The 21384-nt window shown below is 68.2% G+C and carries 21 protein-coding genes and 1 pseudogene; 11 read left to right on the forward strand and 11 right to left on the reverse strand.

The window, feature by feature from the left end; genetic code table 11:
• Positions 1–7: 7 nt before the first annotated feature.
• From MPTA5024_RS07270 to MPTA5024_RS07280, 3 genes are all read right to left on the reverse strand, one after another.
• Positions 8–673 carry a hypothetical protein gene (locus tag MPTA5024_RS07270; RefSeq protein WP_036320974.1) on the reverse strand — a complete coding sequence of 222 codons (666 nt, stop codon included), beginning with the start codon at positions 671–673 and terminating at the stop codon, positions 8–10.
• A gap of 65 nt (positions 674–738) precedes the next feature.
• Positions 739–924, reverse strand: coding sequence for a hypothetical protein (locus tag MPTA5024_RS07275; protein WP_036320977.1), 186 nt, complete (start codon positions 922–924; stop codon positions 739–741).
• Between the two features lie 462 nt (positions 925–1386).
• Complete coding sequence (locus tag MPTA5024_RS07280) at positions 1387–2781, reverse strand: acyltransferase family protein (protein WP_198166994.1); 1395 nt, start codon at positions 2779–2781, stop codon at positions 1387–1389.
• Between the two features lie 181 nt (positions 2782–2962).
• Here MPTA5024_RS07280 and MPTA5024_RS44590 point away from each other — a divergent pair.
• Positions 2963–3564: pseudogene (locus MPTA5024_RS44590) on the forward strand (HAD-IC family P-type ATPase); the annotation flags it as partial.
• 503 nt (positions 3565–4067) lie between these two features.
• Here the strand turns inward: MPTA5024_RS44590 and MPTA5024_RS44595 are convergent.
• The gene (locus MPTA5024_RS44595; protein WP_084369476.1) at positions 4068–4712 is read right to left on the reverse strand and encodes a DUF2218 domain-containing protein; all 645 of its coding nucleotides are present in this window, start codon (positions 4710–4712) and stop codon (positions 4068–4070) included.
• Between the two features lie 214 nt (positions 4713–4926).
• Between MPTA5024_RS44595 and MPTA5024_RS07295 the strand changes: the two genes are divergently transcribed.
• Positions 4927–5562, forward strand: a complete 636-nt coding sequence (locus MPTA5024_RS07295; RefSeq protein ID WP_051457808.1) for a TetR/AcrR family transcriptional regulator — start codon at positions 4927–4929, stop codon at positions 5560–5562.
• Positions 5563–5667: 105 nt separating this feature from the next.
• Here MPTA5024_RS07295 and MPTA5024_RS07300 read toward each other — a convergent pair whose 3' ends face one another.
• Positions 5668–6444, reverse strand: coding sequence for a methyltransferase domain-containing protein (locus MPTA5024_RS07300; protein ID WP_036323513.1), 777 nt, complete (start codon positions 6442–6444; stop codon positions 5668–5670).
• Between MPTA5024_RS07300 and MPTA5024_RS07305 the strand changes: the two genes are divergently transcribed.
• Positions 6422–6904 (forward strand): MerR family transcriptional regulator, encoded by a 483-nt coding sequence (locus MPTA5024_RS07305; RefSeq protein ID WP_232326265.1) that lies wholly within the window; start codon positions 6422–6424, stop codon positions 6902–6904. The genes MPTA5024_RS07300 and MPTA5024_RS07305 overlap by 23 nt on opposite strands.
• Before the next feature lie 62 nt (positions 6905–6966).
• On the opposite strand, the gene MPTA5024_RS41920 is transcribed toward MPTA5024_RS07305, so the two are convergent.
• The gene (locus MPTA5024_RS41920; protein WP_036320985.1) at positions 6967–7326 is read right to left on the reverse strand and encodes a BlaI/MecI/CopY family transcriptional regulator; all 360 of its coding nucleotides are present in this window, start codon (positions 7324–7326) and stop codon (positions 6967–6969) included.
• Between the two features lie 181 nt (positions 7327–7507).
• On the opposite strand from MPTA5024_RS41920, the gene MPTA5024_RS44600 reads away from it, so the two are divergent.
• The 3 genes from MPTA5024_RS44600 (at position 7508) to MPTA5024_RS07325 (ending at position 9609) form a co-directional block, all read left to right on the forward strand.
• A complete protein-coding gene (locus MPTA5024_RS44600) occupies positions 7508–7885 on the forward strand; it encodes a DUF6153 family protein (RefSeq protein WP_442922030.1) in 378 nt (125 codons plus the stop codon).
• 75 nt (positions 7886–7960) lie between these two features.
• The gene (locus tag MPTA5024_RS07320; protein ID WP_084369479.1) at positions 7961–8590 is read left to right on the forward strand and encodes a DUF305 domain-containing protein; all 630 of its coding nucleotides are present in this window, start codon (positions 7961–7963) and stop codon (positions 8588–8590) included.
• Positions 8591–8679: 89 nt separating this feature from the next.
• Positions 8680–9609: a M56 family metallopeptidase gene (locus tag MPTA5024_RS07325; RefSeq protein WP_036320990.1), complete on the forward strand. Its 930-nt coding sequence runs from the start codon at positions 8680–8682 to the stop codon at positions 9607–9609.
• 152 nt (positions 9610–9761) lie between these two features.
• Here the strand turns inward: MPTA5024_RS07325 and MPTA5024_RS44180 are convergent, their stop codons facing one another.
• Positions 9762–9887, reverse strand: a complete 126-nt coding sequence (locus tag MPTA5024_RS44180) for a hypothetical protein (protein WP_269750550.1) — start codon at positions 9885–9887, stop codon at positions 9762–9764.
• 989 nt (positions 9888–10876) lie between these two features.
• Positions 10877–11131 (reverse strand): SHOCT domain-containing protein, encoded by a 255-nt coding sequence (locus tag MPTA5024_RS07330; protein ID WP_036323515.1) that lies wholly within the window; start codon positions 11129–11131, stop codon positions 10877–10879.
• A gap of 498 nt (positions 11132–11629) precedes the next feature.
• On the opposite strand from MPTA5024_RS07330, the gene MPTA5024_RS07335 reads away from it, so the two are divergent.
• The 3 genes from MPTA5024_RS07335 (at position 11630) to MPTA5024_RS07345 (ending at position 14161) form a co-directional block, all read left to right on the forward strand.
• The gene (locus tag MPTA5024_RS07335) at positions 11630–11839 is read left to right on the forward strand and encodes a heavy-metal-associated domain-containing protein (protein ID WP_036320992.1); all 210 of its coding nucleotides are present in this window, start codon (positions 11630–11632) and stop codon (positions 11837–11839) included.
• 246 nt (positions 11840–12085) lie between these two features.
• Positions 12086–12739 carry a hypothetical protein gene (locus MPTA5024_RS07340; RefSeq protein WP_157099319.1) on the forward strand — a complete coding sequence of 218 codons (654 nt, stop codon included), beginning with the start codon at positions 12086–12088 and terminating at the stop codon, positions 12737–12739.
• A gap of 42 nt (positions 12740–12781) precedes the next feature.
• The gene (locus MPTA5024_RS07345) at positions 12782–14161 is read left to right on the forward strand and encodes a cupredoxin domain-containing protein (RefSeq protein WP_063794633.1); all 1380 of its coding nucleotides are present in this window, start codon (positions 12782–12784) and stop codon (positions 14159–14161) included.
• A gap of 234 nt (positions 14162–14395) precedes the next feature.
• Here the strand turns inward: MPTA5024_RS07345 and MPTA5024_RS07350 are convergent, their stop codons facing one another.
• On the reverse strand, positions 14396–15022 hold the full coding sequence (locus MPTA5024_RS07350; RefSeq protein ID WP_051457810.1) for a class I SAM-dependent methyltransferase: 627 nt from the start codon (positions 15020–15022) through the stop codon (positions 14396–14398).
• A 46-nt stretch (positions 15023–15068) separates the two neighbouring features.
• On the opposite strand from MPTA5024_RS07350, the gene MPTA5024_RS07355 reads away from it, so the two are divergent.
• Together MPTA5024_RS07355 and MPTA5024_RS07360 are read left to right on the forward strand one after the other, a co-directional pair.
• Complete coding sequence (locus MPTA5024_RS07355; RefSeq protein WP_036320994.1) at positions 15069–15518, forward strand: MerR family transcriptional regulator; 450 nt, start codon at positions 15069–15071, stop codon at positions 15516–15518.
• Between the two features lie 651 nt (positions 15519–16169).
• On the forward strand, positions 16170–18332 hold the full coding sequence (locus tag MPTA5024_RS07360; protein ID WP_055725762.1) for a CBM35 domain-containing protein: 2163 nt from the start codon (positions 16170–16172) through the stop codon (positions 18330–18332).
• A gap of 164 nt (positions 18333–18496) precedes the next feature.
• On the opposite strand, the gene MPTA5024_RS07365 is transcribed toward MPTA5024_RS07360, so the two are convergent.
• Both MPTA5024_RS07365 and MPTA5024_RS07370 read right to left on the reverse strand, forming a co-directional pair.
• Positions 18497–19732, reverse strand: coding sequence for an iron-containing alcohol dehydrogenase (locus MPTA5024_RS07365; protein WP_036320996.1), 1236 nt, complete (start codon positions 19730–19732; stop codon positions 18497–18499).
• A 63-nt stretch (positions 19733–19795) separates the two neighbouring features.
• Positions 19796–21256 carry an NAD-dependent succinate-semialdehyde dehydrogenase gene (locus MPTA5024_RS07370; protein WP_036323520.1) on the reverse strand — a complete coding sequence of 487 codons (1461 nt, stop codon included), beginning with the start codon at positions 21254–21256 and terminating at the stop codon, positions 19796–19798.
• Positions 21257–21384: the final 128 nt, after the last annotated feature.

The raw sequence follows: 21384 nt of genomic DNA on the forward strand, positions 1-21384 counted from the left end.
CTGTCGGTCAGGCATAGCGGATCAGGTAGAAGCCTCGTGATCCCTCGTCGGTGATCATCGTCCCGCTCATGGCGTTCTTGGGCCGCGAGTTGAGCAGGCAGTCCAGGGTGGCCCACGGTCGCCTGTCGTCGGCGGTGACCGTCAGGGCGAGCCGGTGCGGGAACTCGGCGTCGGGCGTGGCGGAGACGCGGAGCCCTTCGGGGAGGCCGCGGCCCACGCAGGTGCCCGTGAGGGTGCGGCCATCGCCGGCGAGGTCGAGCCTCAGGGTCGCGGAGGTGCCGTCGAGCTGCGCGTTCCAGGAGCCGGCGAAGTCCTCGGGAACCACGTCTCCCGGACGGTAGTCGCCGAGCACCGTCCAGGGACTGCGGGCGGCGAAGAATCCGTACGGGGTGCCGCGCCAGTCGCTGGCTCCGGCGATGCCGGCGGCGCCGCCGGTGAAAAGACGGCCCACGAATCGCTGTTCGGGAAGCCAGTTGAAGTCCTGGACAGCCAGGGTGATCTCGTGGCCGAGCTCGCCGCCGATCTCGACGACGACCTCGTACTCGTCGTCGAAGCGGTCGCTGAAGAAGACGCCCTCCACCTGGCCGTCGCTCAGCTCGGAGAGTGTCAGTTCCCCTAGCCAACCGTCGTCGCACAGATACCAGCGGCCGACAACGGCCGAGAGCGGAATCATGAGCCGATTCCAGCGGTTGGATCACTCGGCCGTCAAGGCCGTGAAGGGCGAGAGCATGGAATCCGTCAGAGCCCGGCGGGTCCGGCCCGTCGTGGGGCCGGCCCTTCTCTGGCTCCGTTCACGGTGATCGTGATCAGCGGGCCGCGGGCGCTCACTCTGACGGCGTACCAGCGCCCGGCGGCCAGGTCGACCGGCGCGGCGGCCGAGGAGACCTGCGTCCACTCGCCCTTGACGCGCCGGTCGACCGTCACCCGCTGGTGCGCGGCGTCGAGCGTCGCGCGGTAGAGGTTGCCGGCGTCCTGTACGCGGAACAGCAGCCCGGCGGCGTCGCCTCCCGCGGTGACCAGGGCGTCGGCGTCGCCGGCCGCGCCGGTGTAGTAGCCGGTCTCACCGCTGGTGAAGGCGCCGGTGTTGACGACCTTCCACGTGCCGGACGCGGCCTGCCAGCGCCACGGGAACTCGAAGCTCGACCGGGGTCCTTGGCGCCGAACACCAGGGCGCCCTCGGTGATCCAGCCCTTGGCCGCGTCCCAGTCGGCGAAGTCGCTGCGGTACAGCTCCGTGCCGTCGGGATCGGTCAAGCGCACGTCGTCGAGCAGGACGAAGTCGCCCATTCCGCCGCCGTTGCGCTGACCGACGCGGATCACCCGTTCTCCGGATGGTACGGGAACTCTCCGCATACGCCGCATCCATGTCGGTCGGCGCAGCGTCGAGTCACCGACGCTGCCGCGGCGCGTCCCGCTGTCGAGGTGACGCGCGGAGACACCGCAGGACCGACGCGCTGACGAGGTAGACGATGAGCGGGACCGCCGGAATCCCCCACGCCGCCGGGCTGGTGGCGGGCGTCAGACTGTTGGCGAGCAGCGCGAAGGCGATGCCGGCACATCCCGCGAGGGTGAGCGTCAGGCGCAGGACCGGGCGGACCCGCGTGAGGGCCGGACCGCCCGGCACCGCTGACGCCTGCCGGGTGGTACGGCGGCGGGCGCCGTTGATCTCGATCGGCCCGAAGACCGCGACGAGGAACGCCAGGACGAGGGCGCACATGGCCAGCCAGGGGATCCGCCAGGCCAGCCAGCCGGCCGATCCCGGCACCGCCACGGGAAGGACGCCTGCGAGGTGCAGCAGTCCGGTGACCAGGATCATGGCGGCCATGTGCCAGAGAAAGATCGTCAGAATCACCGCGTTGACGGCCACCACGGCCGTCCAGGGGCCCGTGTGACGCAGCCACCGCTCGGCCCGATCCCGCAGCAGCAGCGCCATGCCGAGCTGAGTGGCGGCGACCGACAGCAGAGCCAGGCTCGGAGGTGACATGTTGTGCAGCCGCTCGCCCGGAATATTGATCATGCTGATCGGGTAGGGACCGGCCACCGTGAGCACGACAAGCATGACGATTCCCCCGGCCAGCAGCGGCAACGCCACCCCGGGACGGGCCGGCAGCCTCCCGTCACGCCAGGCGAAGCCCATCTGGTGAATCGCCAGCCAGCCGAACAGGAAGCTGCCCTGGCCCCACACCGCCTGACCGAAGAGGCGGGCAAGGTCGCCGAGCGCCACAAGACCGGTCAGGGCGAGCGGAACCGCCAGCCCGAAACGCCGGTGCAGGGCGTACATCGGCGGAGTGAGCACCACCACCATGAAGTACGCCACCAGGAACCACAGCGGGATCGAGGCGAACCAGACCACCAGACGAACCCGGCTCGGGTCGGCGCCGAACACACGGGCGACCAGCGCACCCCCGGCCATCACCAGCACCAGAGCGTTCGTCGGCGGCACCAACCGGCCGGTGCGATTGAGCACCCACTCCGCGGCACCTCCGCCGCGGCGGCGCTCGGCGGCCAACGACACCGCGTTGGCGTACCCGCCCACGAGGAAGAACACCGGCATCACCTGAACGACCCAGGTGAGCGGGTGCGCCCACGGCAGCTCCGGCAGGGCGGACCGCCCGGTCAGGTCACCTCGCCGGTCGTAACCCACCACCGTCGCCAGCCAGTGCCCAAGCACCACGGCGACGATCGACAACGCCCGCAGCAGGTCGATGAACCGCTCCCGAGAGGGGGGCGTCTGCTCCGCCAGCCGCGAGATCCTCCGCAAGGTGACGCCCACGTCATCCATGTTTCCACGGTGTCCTCGCCAGGGGAGGCGTTGAGACCCCCACCTCGACAGGCCCCCGGCCGCGGTCGGGGCCCTGGCTTCCGGCCCCGGCATCGCCCGGCCAACGCCGGGGCCCGGCTTCGCCCGCTGTCAGGACCGCTCACCGGCATCCCAACAGCCCCGACCGCCGCACCGCCGTACCATGGTCGCCGCCGCCGTCGGCGCCGCCGCGATCGGCCAGGTTTTCGATGGAGCGTTGCTGATCGTCATCTTCGCCACCTCCGGCGCGCTGGAAGCGCTGGCCGCCAAACGCACCGAGGACTCCGTACGAGACCTGCTGGACCTGGCGCCCGACCACGCCACCCGGCTGACCCCCGTCGGGGAGGAGCGGGTCGAGGCCGCCGACCTACGGGTCGGCGACGTGATTCTGGTTCGGCCCGGAGAACGCATCGGCGCGGACGGCGCGGTCGTCGCCGGGACGAGCGCCGTCGACCAGGCGAGCATCACCGGGAGAGCCTGCCGGCCGACAAGCACCCCGGTGACGAGGTGTTCGCGGGTACCCTGAACGGCACCGGACTCCTCCACGTCGAGGTGACGCGCCCCGCGACGGAGACGTTGATCGCGCGGATCGTGGCCATGGTCGAGCTAGCCGGCGCCACCAAGGCCTGCACCCAGTTGTTCATCGAGAAGGTCGAGCAGCGCTACTCGATCCTCATGGTCACCGCCACCCTCGCACTGTTCGCGATCCCCCTCATCTGGGGCGAGGCGCTGCAGGACAGCCTCCTGCGTGCGATGACCTTCATGATCGTCGCGTCGCCGTGCGCGGTGGTTCTGGCCACCATGCCCCCGCTGCTGGCCGCCACCGCCGGTCGTCAGGGCATGCTGATCAAGTCCGCTGTGGTGATGGAGCAGCTCGGCATCGTCAGCCGGGTCGCCTTCGACAAGACGGGCACCCTCACCGAGGGCCGGCCGCACCTGACTGATGTCCGCCTTCTGGCCGAGGCGCCCGACCTCACGGAAGAACGGCTGCTCACGCTGGCCGCCGCCGAGCAGGGGTCGGAATCAACGGGCTGCGCCTGCTGCGCAACGCCGCCTGGCGGCGCGCCGCCGCTTCCTCTGGTTGAGGAATTCACACTGGTGCTGCCTAACCGTCTATTGAGCCGTGAAGGTCCCGTTGCTCAGTGGACATGGTTGATCGTCAAGGCGTTCGTCGAACAGGTAAGCATCTCCGGGCATCGAGGACGACCCTCAACTGTGCCGCACTGGGCACGTTGCGCCCGTACCGCGGACGCCAAGGCCCGTCGTCGTCAGAAGGATGTTGAGGTGTGGTCGGCCCTCTTGATGCTCCTGCGGCGCCGGGTTCCGATGCGGGCCCACGCGAACAGCGCGATCTTCATCACAATGAGCGCGAGGACGATGTTGACGGCAGCGCCGGTCCATAGCGACTCCGCCACGACGGTGCCGGCCAAGCCGACGTGCAGAGCGATGACCACGACGATGGCCAGGGCGAGGAGGATGCTCTGGAGCTTCGATCGCGGAAAGCCACGCTGATGGGTCGGGGTCAGGGCGCCGGCGGGTCGAAATGAGCCGGGGTCAGACGTTTCCACCCGCTCCCAGGTGACCGTCATCGGGTCGCGGCGACTGAACCGCTCGAAGTCGCGCGTGATGACGTCGCGAATCTGGACCAGACCGTCCTCGTCGGCCGCCTCGATGCGCAGCATGAGGGTTCCGGAATCCGCGACCAGCGTGCACTGCCCACAGGGGGTGAAGGTGACGGTCCCCCTCATTTCCGACCACTCGGCCGCCACCCGCACCTCGCTGCGGGCCATCGGCCCGTGCAGGTGCATTCGGGAGGTGTGACCGCCGCCGCCCATGGCGGCGGCGTGCTTGCAGAACTGGACGAGGTAGCGACTGGCCCGCTCGGTCCGGATGTGAGCTTGCAGGATCGGCATGGTATTCCTGTCTGGAAAGGGCTGGTTACAGCTGTCTGGCGGCTGAGGGCCGAGTGGGCGAGGATCAGGTCCGGGTGAGTGCCCTACATGTGGACCCCCCGTCCTTCTTGCCGGATGCCGCGCATAGCGCCTCTTGGAGCGCTCAATTTATCGATACACACTGTCTACGGCAATAGCAGAGTGAATCGTACGCGACAGGGTGTATGCTCTGGACGTGCCGAAACTGTGGACCGAGACCATCGACGCGCACCGTGCCGCCGTCCGGGATGCCGCGTTGGATGCCATGGCGGCGCTGGTGGCCGAGCACGGGCTGGTCTCGCTGACGATGTCGCAGATCGCCGAAAAGGCTGGCGTCGGGCGTGCGACGCTGTACAAGTACTTCCCCGACGCCCAGGCCGTCCTCACCGCGTGGCACGAACGCCAGATCACCGCACATCTCGACCGGCTCACCGCGGCCGCTGATCCAGCCGAGCCGGCTTTCGTACGCCTGCAGGCGGCCCTGCAGACCTTCGCGCAGATCCAGTACCACTCAGCGCGCCACCACGGCGGCGAGCTCGCCACGATGCTGCATCGCGGCGAACACGTCGACCGCGGGCAGCAACGACTACGGGAGTTCGTGCGAAAGCTGATCGCCGAGGCCGCCGAGGACGGGGACCTCCGCGACGACGTGGCTGCGGACGAACTGGCCGGCTACTGCCTGCACGCTCTCACAGCGGCCGGCACCCTCGGCTGCCCGGACGCCGTCCACCGCCTGGTCGCCGTCACCCTGGCCGGACTGAACGCCCCGGCTCCCCTCGATTTCGGAGGGACGGCTCACGACCGACGCGGGGACGGTGCCGACCAGACCTGACAAGCTCGGGGACACCCGTGCTTCTCTTACAGCTTCCCACTCCACAGGGATCCTGCGGCGCTCGAATGGACCATGCTCCGCGCCGTTCAACGGGAGGCGTTCTCGTCAGGCTCGCCGTGCGGCTGCCAGGAATATCGGTATGGCGAGGAAGAGCCGCCCCGCTCCAGCCCGGGCCGTTTGCTCTGCGATCCATGTGTCGGCCTGCTCTCGGTCGATCGTCCCTGTCGCGCATACGGCATCGGCGATGCCCGACAGCATCGGAAGCATGGTGGCGTCGGTGAAGACGCCGGTGCGCACCTCGACCGACACGTCCTGGAAGCCGGCTTCGAGCAGCAGGGTGCGGTAAGCGCGAGCGACGCGTGGGTTCGGAACGGTGTCGGCGCGCGCGTGGACGATGGTGCGGGTGATCGCAGGAGTGTCAGAGTCGATGATGAAGCCGTCCCAGTCCTGGCCGATGAGAACGATACGCCCAGCAGGAGTAAGCACACGGGATGCCTCGACGAGCGCCTTCGCCGGGTCGTCGAGCTCGTGGTACACCTTGTCCGCCCGGTAGGCCCCCACCGCGCCATCCGGCAAGGACAAGTGGCAGGCGTCGCCCACACGCAGATCCAGCCGAGGCCAACGCCGACGGCCCTCAGCGATCATATGCTTGCCGGCGTCGACGCCGAGGGCATGCGCGCCCCGCTCGTTCATCTCCGCAACGGCGCGGCCGGTGCCGCATCCCACGTCGACAACCGAAACGCCGGGGGCGATGCCCAGCAGCTCGTACGATCGGGCACGGAGGTCTGCCGCGCCGGGGACGGCGTCGGCGACGTCGAGCATCCGGATGAGCGGATCGAGGTCGTCGGCAGGGACGTCGGTGGTGGTGGTGTCGTTGGACATGCGAGCCACGATGCGACTTAATGTCGACATGAAGTCAAGCCCGGACTCCTCGGCGTTGAGCATCGGTCAGGTGGCGGAACGTTTCGGCCTGGCCGCGCACGTCCTGCGCCACTGGGAGTCCGTCGGGCTGCTGGAACCGGCCCGGGCGGAGGGCGACCGCCGCCGGTACGGCCCCGACGACCTCTACCGCATCGCGGTCATCCTGCGAGCGAAGGAGGCAGGGTTCGGGCTCGACGACATCCGGGAGATGATCGCGACCAGGGAGCCGACCGCACGGCAGGCGATCCTGCAGCGCCTGGAGGGCGATCTGGTGCGGCGCATCGCAGAGGCTGAAGCCTCACTCGACCTCATCCGGTCCGCGCTGAACTGCGATCACGAGGACTTCACCTCCTGTCCGCACTTCCAGGCCATGGTGAGGGACAGAATCGGCGTGGAGGCAGAACCACACGTACCGGTCTGACGTTCCATCTGAGACACCGGCATTGCGAACGTCGCGCCCGCGTCTACCTCAACGGCCGGAATTCACCCCTGCGGCACGATCTTCAGGGCCTGACGGAGCGCCTCCGCCTCCGACGGCGTCAGTTCAGCGAGGAAGTGGACGAACGCCGCAGCCTGGTTGTTGCTTGTGGCGAGCGCTCCCCGCATCAGACGCGCCGTGTACGCCTCCCGTGAGGCGACGGCCTCGTAGCTGTACGCACGGCCTTCCATCCAGCGGCGCAGCCAGCCCTTCGTGTGCAAGGTGTCCATCACCGTCATCACCGTGGTGTAGGCGATGTCGCGGCTCTTCTGGAGTTCGGTCAGGACGTCACGCACGGACACCGGGCGGCCGAGATCCCACACGCAGTCCATGATCGCCGCCTCGAGTCTGCCGAACTCGCGCACGTCTCCTCCGCCCTCGACATGCCTCCCTACACAGGATAGTAGATCAGATCCAGAGGAAAAGGGATGATCACCACGTTCAGTGCGGGCACTCCACCGCGGTGTGAGTCCAGGAGATGGGACAGCCGGTAGTGTGTCGGCTGTGACTACGGGCGCTGTGGCGCGCAGGCCGGCTCGTTGGAGCGTGCCCTTCCTGCTGGCCGCCGTCCTGGGCGGGCTGCTCGCCATGCACGGCCTACAGCCCTCACCTGGCCCTATCCCGACTCCAAGCGTCCTGGCCCTGCAGTACGAGCATGCGAACGGCCTCGGCATGCCGGTGCCGGCCGACACGCGCCACGGCGACGGTAAGCGCTCTCCCCACGACGGGCACGGGGGCGGCCAGGTCTGTCTGGCGTTCCTGCTTGCCGGACTGCTTCTACTACTACTTCTCCTCGTCATGGCGGCCGCGAGCCGCTTCATCGCGCTGCCGATACGGCCGTTCTTGAGGCCGTTCCTCCCGCGCGGGCCCACCGTCCGCCCCCGAGGGCCGACCCTCGCTCAACTCTGTGTGATCCGGGTGTAGAAGCGCGCTCGGCGGTACGCGCACCGTCGAAGCGATCGCTGAATGTCCCGAATCAAGCACAGAAGGTGTTCACCAATGAAGCGTCTCATCGTTTCCTCGGCGCTGCTCGCCGGGGCCGGTCTCCTGAGCGGCGCGTGCGGCTCCGCCGACACCACCGTCCACGACGCGTCCTCCATGTCGTCCATGTCGGCGATGCCTACCGAGTCGCAGACTCCCATCACCAGCCCAGCGGCCGACCACAACGACAGGGACGTCTGGTTCGCGCAGATGATGATCCCGCATCATCGTCAGGCGGTGGAGATGGCGAAACTGGCCGAGGACCGCGCCGTCGGCAGCCAGGTCAAGGAACTGGCCCAGAAGATCAGGGCGGCCCAGGATCCCGAGATCCAGACCATGACCGGCTGGCTGGAGAGCTGGGGGGTGCAGGCTCCCGGTGAAAGCGCCATGCCGATGGACCACGACATGCCGGGGATGGAAATGCCCGGCATGATGTCCGGCACGGACATGAAGAAGCTCGAAGGCCTCTCCGGCACCACGTTCGACAGGGCGTTCCTGACGATGATGATCGAGCATCACCATGGCGCCATCACCATGGCCGAGGAAGAGCAAGGCGCCGGCGTCTACGAGCCGGCCATACAGATGGCGGCGTCCATCATCTCCAGCCAGTCGGCGGAGATCCGCACCATGAAGCAGCTCTTGCAGTAGCCGCCGGAAGGGGTGGGTGGTGTTCGTGTGGCCACCCACCCCTTCCTGGGAATATTCACCGGGGGCCTGAGAGGGTGGAGGACGTCGAAATGATCGCCGCGAGCATCGCCTTGGCCTGCTGCGTGCTCCTGCTCGGGCATCTCGCCGGGCCGCTACTCATGCGAGCGCGGTGGCCCGCGCGTCTGCCGGGCACCGCCGCCACCCTGTGGACCGCCGCCACTGCCGGCACCGCCCTGGCCCTGGCCGGGTTGGGCCTTCTGGGGCTCGTCTGGCCGTCGACCCCCGGCCATCGCCTCGTCGACTGGCTCGCCGATTGCCTGGACGACAAGCATGCGATCACCCTCGCGGCGGCGCTGACATCCGCGCTCCTGCTCACGGCGGGAGCAATCGCTCTCCGGCTGGCCGTCCCCAGAGTCGTCCACACCCTCCGGGAGCGGCGCGCGCACCGCGAGATGCTCGACATGGTCGCGCGTGATCTCGCCGGAACGCCGGATGTCCGTGTGCTGGACCATCCAACGCCGTTGATCTACTGTCTACCGGCGCGCGAGCGGCCCATCGTGGTGACCACGGGCGCGCTCGACCGGTTGGAGGCGGCCGAGGTGGAGGCGGTGCTTGCTCATGAACGCGCTCATCTGCGGCAGAGGCATCACCTTCTCCTCATGCTGGCCGACGCCCTGCATTCCGCCCTTCCCTGGCTGCGAACGCTGCGGCTCGCCCACGACATCCTGCCCGGCCTGCTGGAACTGGCCGCCGACGACAGCGCGGTACGACGCCACGGCAAGGCTCCACTGATCGGAGCCCTGCAGAAACTGGCCATCACCTCCTGTTCCACAGGGGCTCTGGCCGTCAACCCCGCCACCGCCCAGATCGCGAGACTGCGGGTCGCCAGATTGACCTATCCCCAGCTCTTCCCCGGGCTGTCACATGCCCGGCCGCTGTCCTGGATCGCAGTCGTCACGGCCGTCGGCGTCCCGGTTGTGCTGGCCACCCTGGGCCTCCTGCTGCCGCTGGTGTGCTGACCCCCTGACCACCACCCCTCTTCACGTCCTGTGGTGTCGTCCCCGCCTTCGGTGCCGGCCCACGGATGCACTACCCGCGGTGGTGGGCACAAGTGCCAGCAGCAGCCCAGCAGACATGACCGCATCACTCACGCTCCCCGGCGCCCCATTCCTCATTCGCGGGCGGCCGCGATGCTCCTCGTGCCGGGGACGCCGTCGGCATGGTTGTGCAGGGCCAGGCGGTGCCAGTGCGCGTCAGCCGGAAGCCGGTTGACCAGCCGGGCCCCGGACGACCTCACCCCCTGACGCGAAGGGCGCACCGGGGAATGCGGCCGTCGGACAACCGGGTGTCGACCGTCTGCCCGCCCCGATCCGCCATGGCACACTGCGCGGAGAAGCGCCGCCACCGGTCCTCGGGGCACCTCGTTTCCCCGCACTGCTCTTACCGGTGATAGTAGCGACGCCTTGCGCCACTAGACGGCCCTCCGTTGCCACGTAAGGGCCCTCTTCGGACCTCCACGCCAGAGACGGTCGCGTGGTAGCGGTCGTGCGAACCGTCAGCAGGCAGGGTACGTGATCCGGGAGCTATCGGACCTATAGGTCGTATTGGGATGAACGCCCCAGGCACTATCTATTATCGCCACTAGTAGCTTCAATAAGCGGCTAAAACACCTAGATGTCCGTTTATTGATTTTCGAAGCAGGCAATTACGACATTGCAGGAGATGGCTGCTGGAGTGCCGTCAAATGCCATTTCCTTGGATTCAAGGAGATGTATCTGATTATGGGCAATTATCCTCAAGGAGGAAACGCTATGCCCACTTACCGCAGTATCATCGCCGGCCTGGCACTCAGCACTGCACTGGCAGGTGGAGCGCTGTGCCTGGAAGCCTTGACCTGTACCTCCAGCGCCAGCGCCACGACGATCACCCACAGCCATGGCAGCTTCGGGCACCGCAGCAAGGGCTGTCACTGCCAGGACTGCCGCTGCAAGAACTGCCACTGTAAGAGCGGTCACTGCTCAAGCTGCCGGTGAGAGGCTGAAACGTGAAGTCGGGCAACCTTGGGACGGATCTTCCTGCGGACAGCGGGAGCGGGGCCGTTCCAGAGGTCTGAGGAAGGGCTCCGGCGAACCGCGGCTCGCCGGAGCCCTGATTCCTGATCCATGACGGCCGAGAGCTCGTACCCGACGAGACGTTAGGGAGGAGACCTTCCGGCCGGCAGGTGTGTGGATGTCCTGGTGAATGGTCAGTTGCTCCGCGTCCACAAGGGACACGGTGCATGGTCATTCATCCTTCGGGTTGGGAGCGCCGTAGCACGTCGAGGCGGGTCTGGTACTCATCAGTGTCGATCTCGCCGCGTGCGTAACGCTGCGCCAGAACCTCCTGTGCATATGGCAGGCCGGGACCGACCGGGGCATGGGGTGTCCGAGCGAGGTGGCGGACGAGCAGCACGGTGCCGGCGATCATCGCACCCCAGAAGATGACGTTGCCGGTCATCATCAGGGCGTAACCCCAGCCGTTCATTCCGTTCCAGTACATCATTTCGATCACCTCACTTGATCCGCCCTGTGCGTGATGCACGAGCCGCCCCTACGATCATCGGTCGGTGTGATCCTTCCGACGAGAGGGCCAACGTCCTCAGCCGGCCGGATTCAGTCCCAAGCGTGCAAGAACCGGGACGTGCGCCTTGACGGCAGGTGGCTTTGAGACCAAGCCTCGGGCTTTCGCCACTGCGGGGGGCGACCGAGCAAGGAGTGGCAGCTACCCCCAACCCCTCACGGGACAACCCGCAGGACCGTGATCGCCAGATGGCGCATCGTCGTCCAGGCCGTCCGTAACCTGTCCCTCCCGCCTCGCGGGGCTCGTCGGCGGAGACTCCCACGAGCAGGGTTGCGTCTCGATCACATCAGCTACCCTGAGCAACCTCTCAGTTACTCAATGGTAAGGGTCTCGGATACCCCTTGCGGGTATCGTCTCAGTGCAGAACTGTCAGGGAGCTATCTACTATTCAATTTAGTAGAGCACGTGGGGGGACCGGCGATGAAAACGACTGTGGTGAGGGTGATCGGCATGAGCTGCGGCTCGTGCGCGAGCAGCGTCTCCGCCGCCCTGGGAGACCTCCAAGGGGTCCACAGAGTTCGGGTCGATCTCACAACCGGTGAGGTGACGGTGACCAGCGAAGGAATCGTTACCGACAACGCCCTGCGAACGGCGATCGAATCAGCGGGCTACACGGTGGATCCGGCATGAGTGGGCGCGTCCGGGTGGTGCTGTTCCTCCTCGCCCTGATGGTCGTCTTCGTCGCGGCGCTGATCGCCGGCCGCCACACGGGCCTGTTCGGAACCGCCGGAACCTCGGGGACATCCGATAGAGAGCGCCATGACATGCGCTCCATGTCCTCACGGTCCATGTCCACCACCCCCGCCGCCTCCCGCTCCTCCCCCACGCCCGCCGGACTCCTGGTCTCCGACTCCGGCTACACCCTCAGCCCCCAGATTGCTGCACGATCAGGACACGCTGACCTTCGCCATTCACGGGCCAGACGGTCGCGCGGTCACCCAGTTCCGACGACTGAACGGTGCAGCGATGCACTTGGTGGCCGTCAGCCGCGATCTGTCCAACTACCGGCACCTGCATCCGACCATGTCCCCGGATGGCACCTGGTCGGTCCCGCTACGACTGCCGAGCGCCGGCTCTTACCGCGCTTTCGTCCAGTTCATCCCGGCGACGCTGGGCAGGATCCTCACGCTCGGCGTCGATCTTGCTTCAGGTGGTTACTACACTCCTCAGTCGCCGGCGGCGCCGACCCGCGCCGCCCAGGTCGGAGACGGCGACGATGATCACGACGACCTGGACATCAGCGTCAACGGCTGGCTGCACCCAGGCCAGGACGACGACATCTCCTTCACCTTCAGCCGCGACGGCCTGCCGGTCACCGACCTTCAGCCATACCAGGATGGCTACGCCCACCTCGTGGCACTACGCGAAGGTGACCTCGCCGTCCAGATCGCGCAGCCGGTCACGACCACTTCGGGTCCCGACGTCGGCTTCCGTCTTGGAACACCCGGTCCCGGCACATACCGCCTGTTCCTCGACTTCAAGTACCAGGGCTCTGTCACGACCGCCGCTTTCACGATGGTCGCCCAATAGCCCGGCAACCCGGCACTGTCAGGTTCATAAGGGAGCATTCGCATGTCCTCAGCATTCCTGTTCGTCACTGGCGTTGGGACCGGGCTGCTCGCCGGTGGCGCCAGTTGCGCGGCGGTTCAGGGCGGTCTGCTCGCCGCCGCCGTCACCCGCAGAACGGCCGTCGATCCGCAGACTGCGGCTCCTCCGCCATCGCTGGCGCCCGTGGCCGTCTTTCTCATCGGCAAGCTGGTCTCCCACGCCCTCCTCGGCGCCGCCCTCGGTGCCTTCGGTTCCGCCATCCAGTTCAGCTCACGCGTCCGAGCTGTGATCATGCTGGTCGCGGCGGCCCTGATGGTGTTCTTCGCCCTCGAACTGTTCGGCCTGCGCATCGCGCGACGGCTGGCGCCGAGGCCCCCGGTAGCCTGGACCCGGCTGGTGCAGAAAAGCGCCGCAACGACCTGGATGCTTACCCCGGTGCTGCTGGGGCTGGCGACCATCCTTCTTCCTTGCGGCGTGACCCTCAGCATGGAGCTCCTGGCCGTCACGTCCGCCACTCCCCAGGACGGTGCCGCGGTCATGGCGGGGTTCGTGCTCGGCACCGTCCCGCTGTTCACCTTTCTGGGATATCTGTTTCGCAAGTCCACACAGATCCTGCAGGGCCGCCTGCGGACGGCCACCGGCGCCGTCCTCCTGACCGTCGCCGCCTTCACCACCGTCTCCGGCCTCACGCTGGCCGGTTGGAACCCCGCCACAACGAGCCCCACTGACGCGGCGGCGCCACCGGCAGTCCCCCTGTCAGCGGCAAGAGACGATCGGCCGCAGACCATCGAGATAGGAGTGGGCAACGACTCCTACTCCCCCGCCGCCCTGACGGCGCATGCTGAGCGCCGCACCAAACTCGTCCTCCGAACGAACAAGACCACGAGCTGTGCCCGCGATTTCGTCATCCCCAGCCTCAACATCGAAAAGGTCCTGCCCGTAACCGGACAGACCACGATCGACCTCGGCCTGCAACCTCCCGGAAGCCTGACCTACACCTGTGCCATGGGGATGCACACTGGCAGGATCACGTTCGCGACGAGGCCGACAGCCGCCGGCGCCCTCACCAACAGCGCTATGGGGACTCAGGTCATTGAGATCAGGGTCCGGAACTACGAGTACTCCCCCAACCGCATCGTCGCTCGGGCCAATCAGCGCACCCGCCTCGTGCTTGTGACGAACGAGACGACGAACTGCACACAGGACTTCGTCATTCCCAGCCTCAGCATCGAACGGATCCTGCCTGCGACTGGCCGGACGGTAGTCGACCTCGGCGTACGCCCTCCAGGACGCCTCCCGTTCACCTGTGCCATGGGTGAGCACACGGGAGTCATCGTCTTCAAAAACGCACCGGCAGCCTCTCCGTCCCAGACCGGGAAGTCTCGAGGCCTGCAGGCAGAATGAGGACCGCACCCGGCGGCGGGCCTCGCCGGGAATGGTCGGGAGCGACCCGGTGACGGCGGCCTCGCCCCGGACAGGGGTGCGGTGGATCACGCCCTCGGCGAGCCGGCCGTCCGCGCGCCGCGAACGAGTCCCGGTCCCCGGCCATGGCGGGATGCACCGGGCGGCGAGGGCGTCACGGTCTGACGCGATGCTCGTCTGTGCGCGCTCTCGCGGAAGGCATGAGCCTGGCCGGGATCAGCTTCTCCTCTGCGCGGTGAAGGCGGTGATCTTCGTCAGTTCCCGGCGCTCCACGAGAGAGAAGAGCCGTTCCAGAGCGTGGTGAATCCGGTCGAGTTTGCGCGGGGGCAGGGAGTTCCTCCTCGCGATCGCGGAGGGCGCCGTTCCGCCGTGCCAGGCGATCAGCAGGACACCACCGGGCCGCAGGATCCGGTGGAGCTCACGCAGACCCGCGTCGAGGTCCGGCCACATGGCCACGTTGTTGACGGAGACGACGCGATCGAAGCTCTGGTCGGCCTGGCCGGTGCGGTCGGCGGTGCCGAGCCCCAGCAGCACCCGACCGCTCGCGACGGCCGCCGCGTTGTGCCGTGACGCCATGGCGAGCATGTCGGCGGACGGATCGAGGCCGCGGATCGTCTGCGCCCGTGTCTGCTGATCCAGCGCCCGTATGAGCGCCCCCGGCCCGCACCCGACCTCGCAGACGTGGTCGCCCTCCCGGACGTCGAGAAGGCCGAGCAGTTCCCGCGGGTCGTTCAGGCGCAGCATCAGCCATCCGGCGAGCCGCCCCGGAAGACCCGTGGGCATCGCGAACGGAGACCGAACGGGCGCGTCGAAGGCCCACGACGAGATCGATGGCGTCCTCATGCCGGCCAGGTTCCCGGTTCAAGCCGCCTTGAAGTCAAATGGGGTCATGAACGCGATCCCCATCGGCGAGGCCGCCCGCCGCTTCGGCCTCAACCCCTCGGCACTGCGCTACTACGAGGAACGCGGTCTGGTACGGCCAGCCGGACGCGAACGGGGACGCCGCGTGTACGGGCCGGAGGAACTGCGCCGCCTCGCGTTCGTACGGATGGTCCAGCGACTCGGCATCCGCCTGGAGGTGGCGGCCGCCGTCCTCGACCAGCCGCGTGACCGATGGCGGCACGACACCGGCCGGCAACTACAGGAGCTGGACGACCTCATCGCCCGAGCTCAGGCGGCCCGGCGGTTTCTCACGTCCGCGCTGGACTGCCCTGCCGAGCACCCCGCCCGCGACTGCCCCCACCTCATCGACATGCTGGACGAACTGGCCGGAGGCGTCACCCCCGAGCACCTCGTGGCCGGCCCCTCCGAAGAGCGTCCTCCCCCCACCCTCCGTTGAGCCCGAAGCGTGGTCGGCGGCCCCGATCGCCGCATGGGTCTGGGGAGGGACCAGCGGCTGTTCTCGATCAAGTCGGACCGATTCACGAACCGGTTCGACCGCTAATCCAGCGCAGCGCCGATCCCGGCAGCCCGCACCGCCGGCTCCCGGCCGCCCCGCCCATCTCCCTTCCCGGCACCACGGGACCGGCGAGACCCCACGCCCGACCCCGGCTCCTCCCCCGTCGAGTCCTCCTCGAACACCAGCACTGGATCCCCAGGCCCTGCGCGGCTTCCGGGTCCACGGCGTCGCATGACGGCTGCATGGCGAGGACGTATCAGGGACTTTTCCAGCTCTTGACCATCCCGCCGGCACACGCTTATGGTCTTGTCGAACCGGTTCGCGGAATCGATTCGACCTACTGCACCACCAGGGGAAAGGCGCATGGTCACACCCTTGTCTCGGCGGGCACGCAGGATCGCGCCGGACGCCGTCCTCGCCTCCGCGCTCGCGCTGACCGTGACCCCGTGACCCCGTGACCCCCGTGACCCGCGTGGCCGCGATGTGGCCGGCCCGTCCACGAAAGAAGGAAGAATGTCAGCTCATCCACAACGCTTGGCCACAATCAGGCGTCCCGACGATACAGCTGCGTCACACGGCCAGCGCCGAGGCTTGAACGGCAGAAAGCTGATCGCAGTCCTCGGGGCACTCGTCGCCACCGCCGCCTTGGGCGTGAGCGGCCAGCAGCCCGCCTCGGCGGACTCGAACGTCAGCTCTGCGAGCGTGAAAGCGCTGACCGTCGATCTGTCCGCGAAGACGAAGCGGTCTGCAGGGGTGGGTCTTGGCATTCTCTACGGCGTCACCCAGGACGGGTTACAACCGTCCGACGAATACCTCGACCCGCTGACGATCAACGCCTACCGCAGCGGCGGCTGGTATGCGGGCGGCTGGATCAAGGACAAGTACACCTTCGGACCAGGCACCCAGGCCAACATCGACGCGGTCATCGCCGAGGCGAAGCGTCTGCAGCGCCCGCCCCGTCACAAGGTCGAGTACCAGGTCCTGCTCAGTGATGTGTTCGGTTCGACCGGCGGGGCGCCGGCGAACACGCTGTGGCCGTGCACCGACGGCGACTGCAGCAACTGGATCACGTTCATCGACGCGACTGTGGCCAAGCTCCAGGCCGCCGGCCAGAAGTTCACCTACGAGATCTGGAACGAGCCCGACCTCAGCATCTTCTGGAGACCGGGCGTCAACACGGACCAGTACTTCCAGATGTGGGACAGCGCCTACCGCGAGATCCGGCGCATCGCCCCGGCTGCGACGATCGCCGGTCCTTCGTTCGCCTACACCCCCGAGCGGCGGCCCGAGGAGTGGCAGGCCTTCCTGGCCCATGTCAAGGCCGCGAACACCGTCCCGGACGAGATCACCAACCACGATGAGGGGACCGTGGACGACCCGGTCACCGTCGGCCGGTCCCTGGCGGACGCACTCGACGCCAACGGGATCGCCCAACGGCCCCTCTCGGCCAACGAGTACCAGCCCGCGGATCGGCAGACCGCCGGAGACACCGCCTGGTACAACGCCCGGCTGGCACAGTCGAACTATGCCAACGCCATGCGCGGAAACTGGAGTTGCTGCATCATCCCCAACCTGACCGGGCTGCTCACCAAGACCCCGAGCGGCTGGGCACCCAACGGAAACTGGTGGGCGATGCGAACCTACGCCGACCTGACCGGGACGCTGGTGTCCACCTCCGAACAAGTCGGGTCGACCGCGATTTCCGCGTCCGAGGACCCCGCGAAGAAGCGCGCTGTGGCGCTGCTCGGTGACATTCAGGGCGCATACGTCGGGCCGATGGCCGTAACGTTCAAGGGGCTGTCCTCGACGCCGTGGCTGGTCCGCGACGGCCTCGTGCACGCCACTGTCTACAGGATCCCTGACCAGGCACCCCTGTACGCGCGCCAGGTTGCCTTCAGCCAGGACGTCAAGGTCGAGAACGATGCCATCACGGTGCCGTTCGACTTCGCGTCGAAGCACGACGCCTACAGCGTCTATCTGTCCTGGACCGAACCGCAGGCGATCTCTCTCGACGCCCCGACCGCCGTGCAGCCCGGGAGCACCTACACGGTCCCGGTGACGTTCGTCAACGGCGGTGGGCAGACGGATCGCGACGTCCGGACGAGTCTCGCCGCCTACACCCCGGACGGCGAGCCGGCCCCCGGATTCACCATCACCTGCGCGGACAGTGACGCGCCCGCGTGCCCAGGCGTGCCCAAGCTGGCCTCCGGTCAGAGCACTGTCGTGCGGTACACGATGACGACCTCCGCCGATCTGCCCCGAGGCAACTACCGGTTCACGGCGGTCGGTACGGCGAAGTCGGAAGGGCAGGACATCTCCGTGAAGAACTCTGTCGACGCGTTGCTGCACTGTGAGGTCGGGGACGTCTGCGAGGCTGAGGATGGCGCTCTGTCCGGCGGAGCGTGCCTGGCCACGGACCATCCCGGGTATACGGGATCGGGCTTCGTCGCGTGCTTCACCACACGGGGGCCGAGCGTGACTCAGCGGATCGTCGCCCAGGATGCGGGCACGTACTCACTGGACCTCCGCTACGCGGCCGGCCCTGACGGTCCGGCCGGCACCCGGAGCGCATCGGTGTCGGTAAACGGCGGAGATCCTCACCAAATCTCACTTCCGCTCACCGGGAGCTGGAACACCTGGGGCGACGCGACCATTCCGGTGCAGTTGGTGGCGGGTATCAACACGATCAGCGTCAGCTACGGTTCCGGTGACGCCGGGTGGTTCAACCTCGACCACCTGGTAGCCGCCAAGTAGCGCAAGGACTGCGTTCTCGGTCGTACGTTCAGGCAGCCCCATCCGCAACCAGGTACATCGGTCGCGGATGGGGCTGCCGCTTCGACACTCCGAATACGTGAGAGAAACGCCCGGGACGTTGGGGAGTCCGGCCGAACCGTCGCGGCCGTGTTCACGATGCATCACTATCTCTGCTCGACAGTCAGGACGTGCCGGGTCCGGTCCCCGATCCAGGCCGCTTCGAGGATCGCGGTCAGGCTGGCGGTGTCGGTCGGGCCTGGATGGTTCTGGATCAGGCGGGTGACGCCACCGGCCATCTCCGCGAAGCGCGGGAGGTCGGCGCGTGCCACGCCGATGTCCGCCAAGGTGGCAGGGATGCCGATGCCGGCGAGGAGCCCGTCGAGCCAGGTGAGGAACGCGTCTGCGGCCTCGGCATCCGAGGCGTCGGTCACGTCGAGCCCGCACACCCCGGCGAGGACGGCCAACCGGTCGCCGATGGCATCCCTGGCCGCGTCCAGCGCGTAGGGCAGCAGCAGCCCGACGCCCAGGCCGTGCGGCGTGTGGGTGGCTGCGCCGATGGGGTACTGGAGGGCGTGCGGAGCCGCGGTGCCCGCGTGGGAGAACGCGAGCCCGGCCAGCATGGATCCATAGGACATGTCCGCGCGCGCGTCCTTGTCGCCTCCGTCCCTGACGGCACGGGGCAGGCTGCGGGCGATCCGCTCCGCGGCCAGGAGCGCGTAGTGATCGGTGATCGGGTTGCGGCCGAGGAAGACCTGCTCCACCGGGTCGCGCGGTCCGTGGGCCCGGGGTCGCGCGGTGTAGCTCTCCACCGCGTGGCAGAACGCGTCGATGCCGGAGTGGGCGGTGACGGTCGCCGGGCAGGTGTAGGTGAGCTCGGGGTCGACGATGGCGAAGTCGGGCACGATGTGGACGCTGGAGACCCCCACCTTCAGCTCGCGGTCCGGGTCGGTCAGCACCGAGACGGGCGTGAGCTCGGAGCCGGTGCCTGACGTCGTCGGGACCGCGACGAGAGGAATCGTCGGCCCCGGCACCTTCGACTCGCCGTAGAAGTCGCGCGGCGTCCCACCGTGGCGCCGGATGACGCCGACGATCTTGGCGAGGTCGATCACCGTGCCACCCCCGATGGCGAGGATCACGTCGGCGTCCACCTCCGCGGCGGCCGAGACGGCCAGGGCGACATCGGCGAGTGGCACGTCCGGAGTCGCGTCGGCGAACACCCCGGCGACTGCGACCTTCTCCCGTACGGCGGCCACGATCTCGGCCACGCACGGCTGCCCCAGAAGAACCCGGTCGGTCACGATGAGGACTCGCGAGCCACACTCGGCCACCACTCGTGGGATGTTCTGCGCGACCCCTTCGCCCACTATCAGCTGGCGTGGTCCGCGGACGGTCTCAAGCATGTCGGTGCCTCTCTGGAACGTCGGCGGTGATGTGCTGGGCGGGCGCACAGAGCAGCAGGCCGGTCACGGGAGGTCGATCGCCGCGTAGGTGACGTCGAGGTACTCACGGATGCCCTCGTGCGACCCCTCCTTGCCGATCCCGGACTGCTTCACGCCTCCGAACGGAGCTGACGGGTCGGAGATCAGACCACGGTTGACGCCGACCATCCCCGTCTCCAGCCCCTCGGTGAACCGGAGCGCCCGCTGGAGGTCACGGGTGAAGACGTATCCGACCAGGCCGTGCTCGGTGTCGTTGGCCTTCGCCATCACCTCGTCGTCGGACGTGAACGAGATGATCGGCGCCACCGGGCCGAAGATCTCCGCCTCCAGGATCCGCGCGTCATCGGGCACGTCGACGAGGACCGTGGGCGGGTAGAAGTGGCCCGGCCCATCCGGACGCTCGCCGCCCACCAGGACACGGGCGCCGCGATCGACGGCGTCGGCGACGAGCTCGTCGATCTTGGCGACCGAGGCCTCGTCGATCAGCGCCCCGACGTCCACGCCGTCGTCGAGACCATGGCCCACCGAGAGCGCGCCCATCCGCTTGGCGAAGCGCGCCGTGAACTCCTCGCGCACCGGCTCCTCGACGTAGATGCGGTTGGCCGCGATGCAGGACTCCCCGATGTTGCGCATCTTGGCCACCATGGCACCGTCGAGCGCGACGTCCAGGTCGGCGTCGGCACACACGATCAGGGCCGCGTTGCCGCCCAGTTCCATGGAGGTGCGCAGCACGTTGTCCGCCGCCTGTCGCAGCAGCACGCGCCCGACCTCGGTCGACCCGGTGAACGAGAGCTTGCGGGTCCGGCGGTCGGCCAGCAGTGCTGAGACCACCTCGCCGGCGCGCTTGGTCGTCACGACGTTGACGACGCCCGGGGGAACGCCGACCTCCTCCATGATGCGGGCCAGGAGCAGCATGGTGAGCGGCGTCTGGGCGGCCGGCTTGGTGATCGTCGTGCAGCCCGCCGCCAGCGCAGGAGCGATCTTGCGGGCGCCCATGGCCAACGGAAAGTTCCAGGGCGTCACGAAGACGCACGGTCCGACCGGCTTCGGCACGGTGAGGATGCGATATCCGCCGGCGGGAGCGGTGTTGTAGCGCCCCTCGACGCGCACCGCCTCCTCGGCGAACCAACGGAAGAACTCCGCGCCGTAGGCCACCTCCCCCCGAGCCTCGGCGAGCGGCTTGCCCATCTCGAGCGTTATCAGCCGGGCGACCTCCTCGGACCGCTCGGTCAGTGCCCGGTACGTCGCGGTCAGCAACTCTGATCGTCTCCGCGGCGGGGTCGCCGCCCACTCCGCCATCGCCGTGCTCGCCGCGTCCAGAGCGGCGAGCCCGTCGACGACGCCGGCGTCCGCCACCTCGGCGATGGTCGTGCCGGTGGCCGGGTCCTCGACCACGAAGGTGGCTCCGCCGGCGGCGTCGCGCCAGGCGTCGCCGATCCGGAGCCGCCGGTGCTCGGGGGCCAGGACGTTCATCGGGTCACTCATCGCGTCGCCTCCTGTGATGTTCTTGGTGATGTCCGGCGTGACCTCGGCGATCGCGCCACGCGGGTCGACGAAGGGCACACGACCTCGTCGGGATGGAGGGTGCCGGGCGGGCCGAACGCGGCCTTGGC

This window comes from Microbispora sp. ATCC PTA-5024, assembly GCF_000511135.2.
Taxonomy (GTDB): Bacteria; Actinomycetota; Actinomycetes; order Streptosporangiales; family Streptosporangiaceae; genus Microbispora; species Microbispora corallina.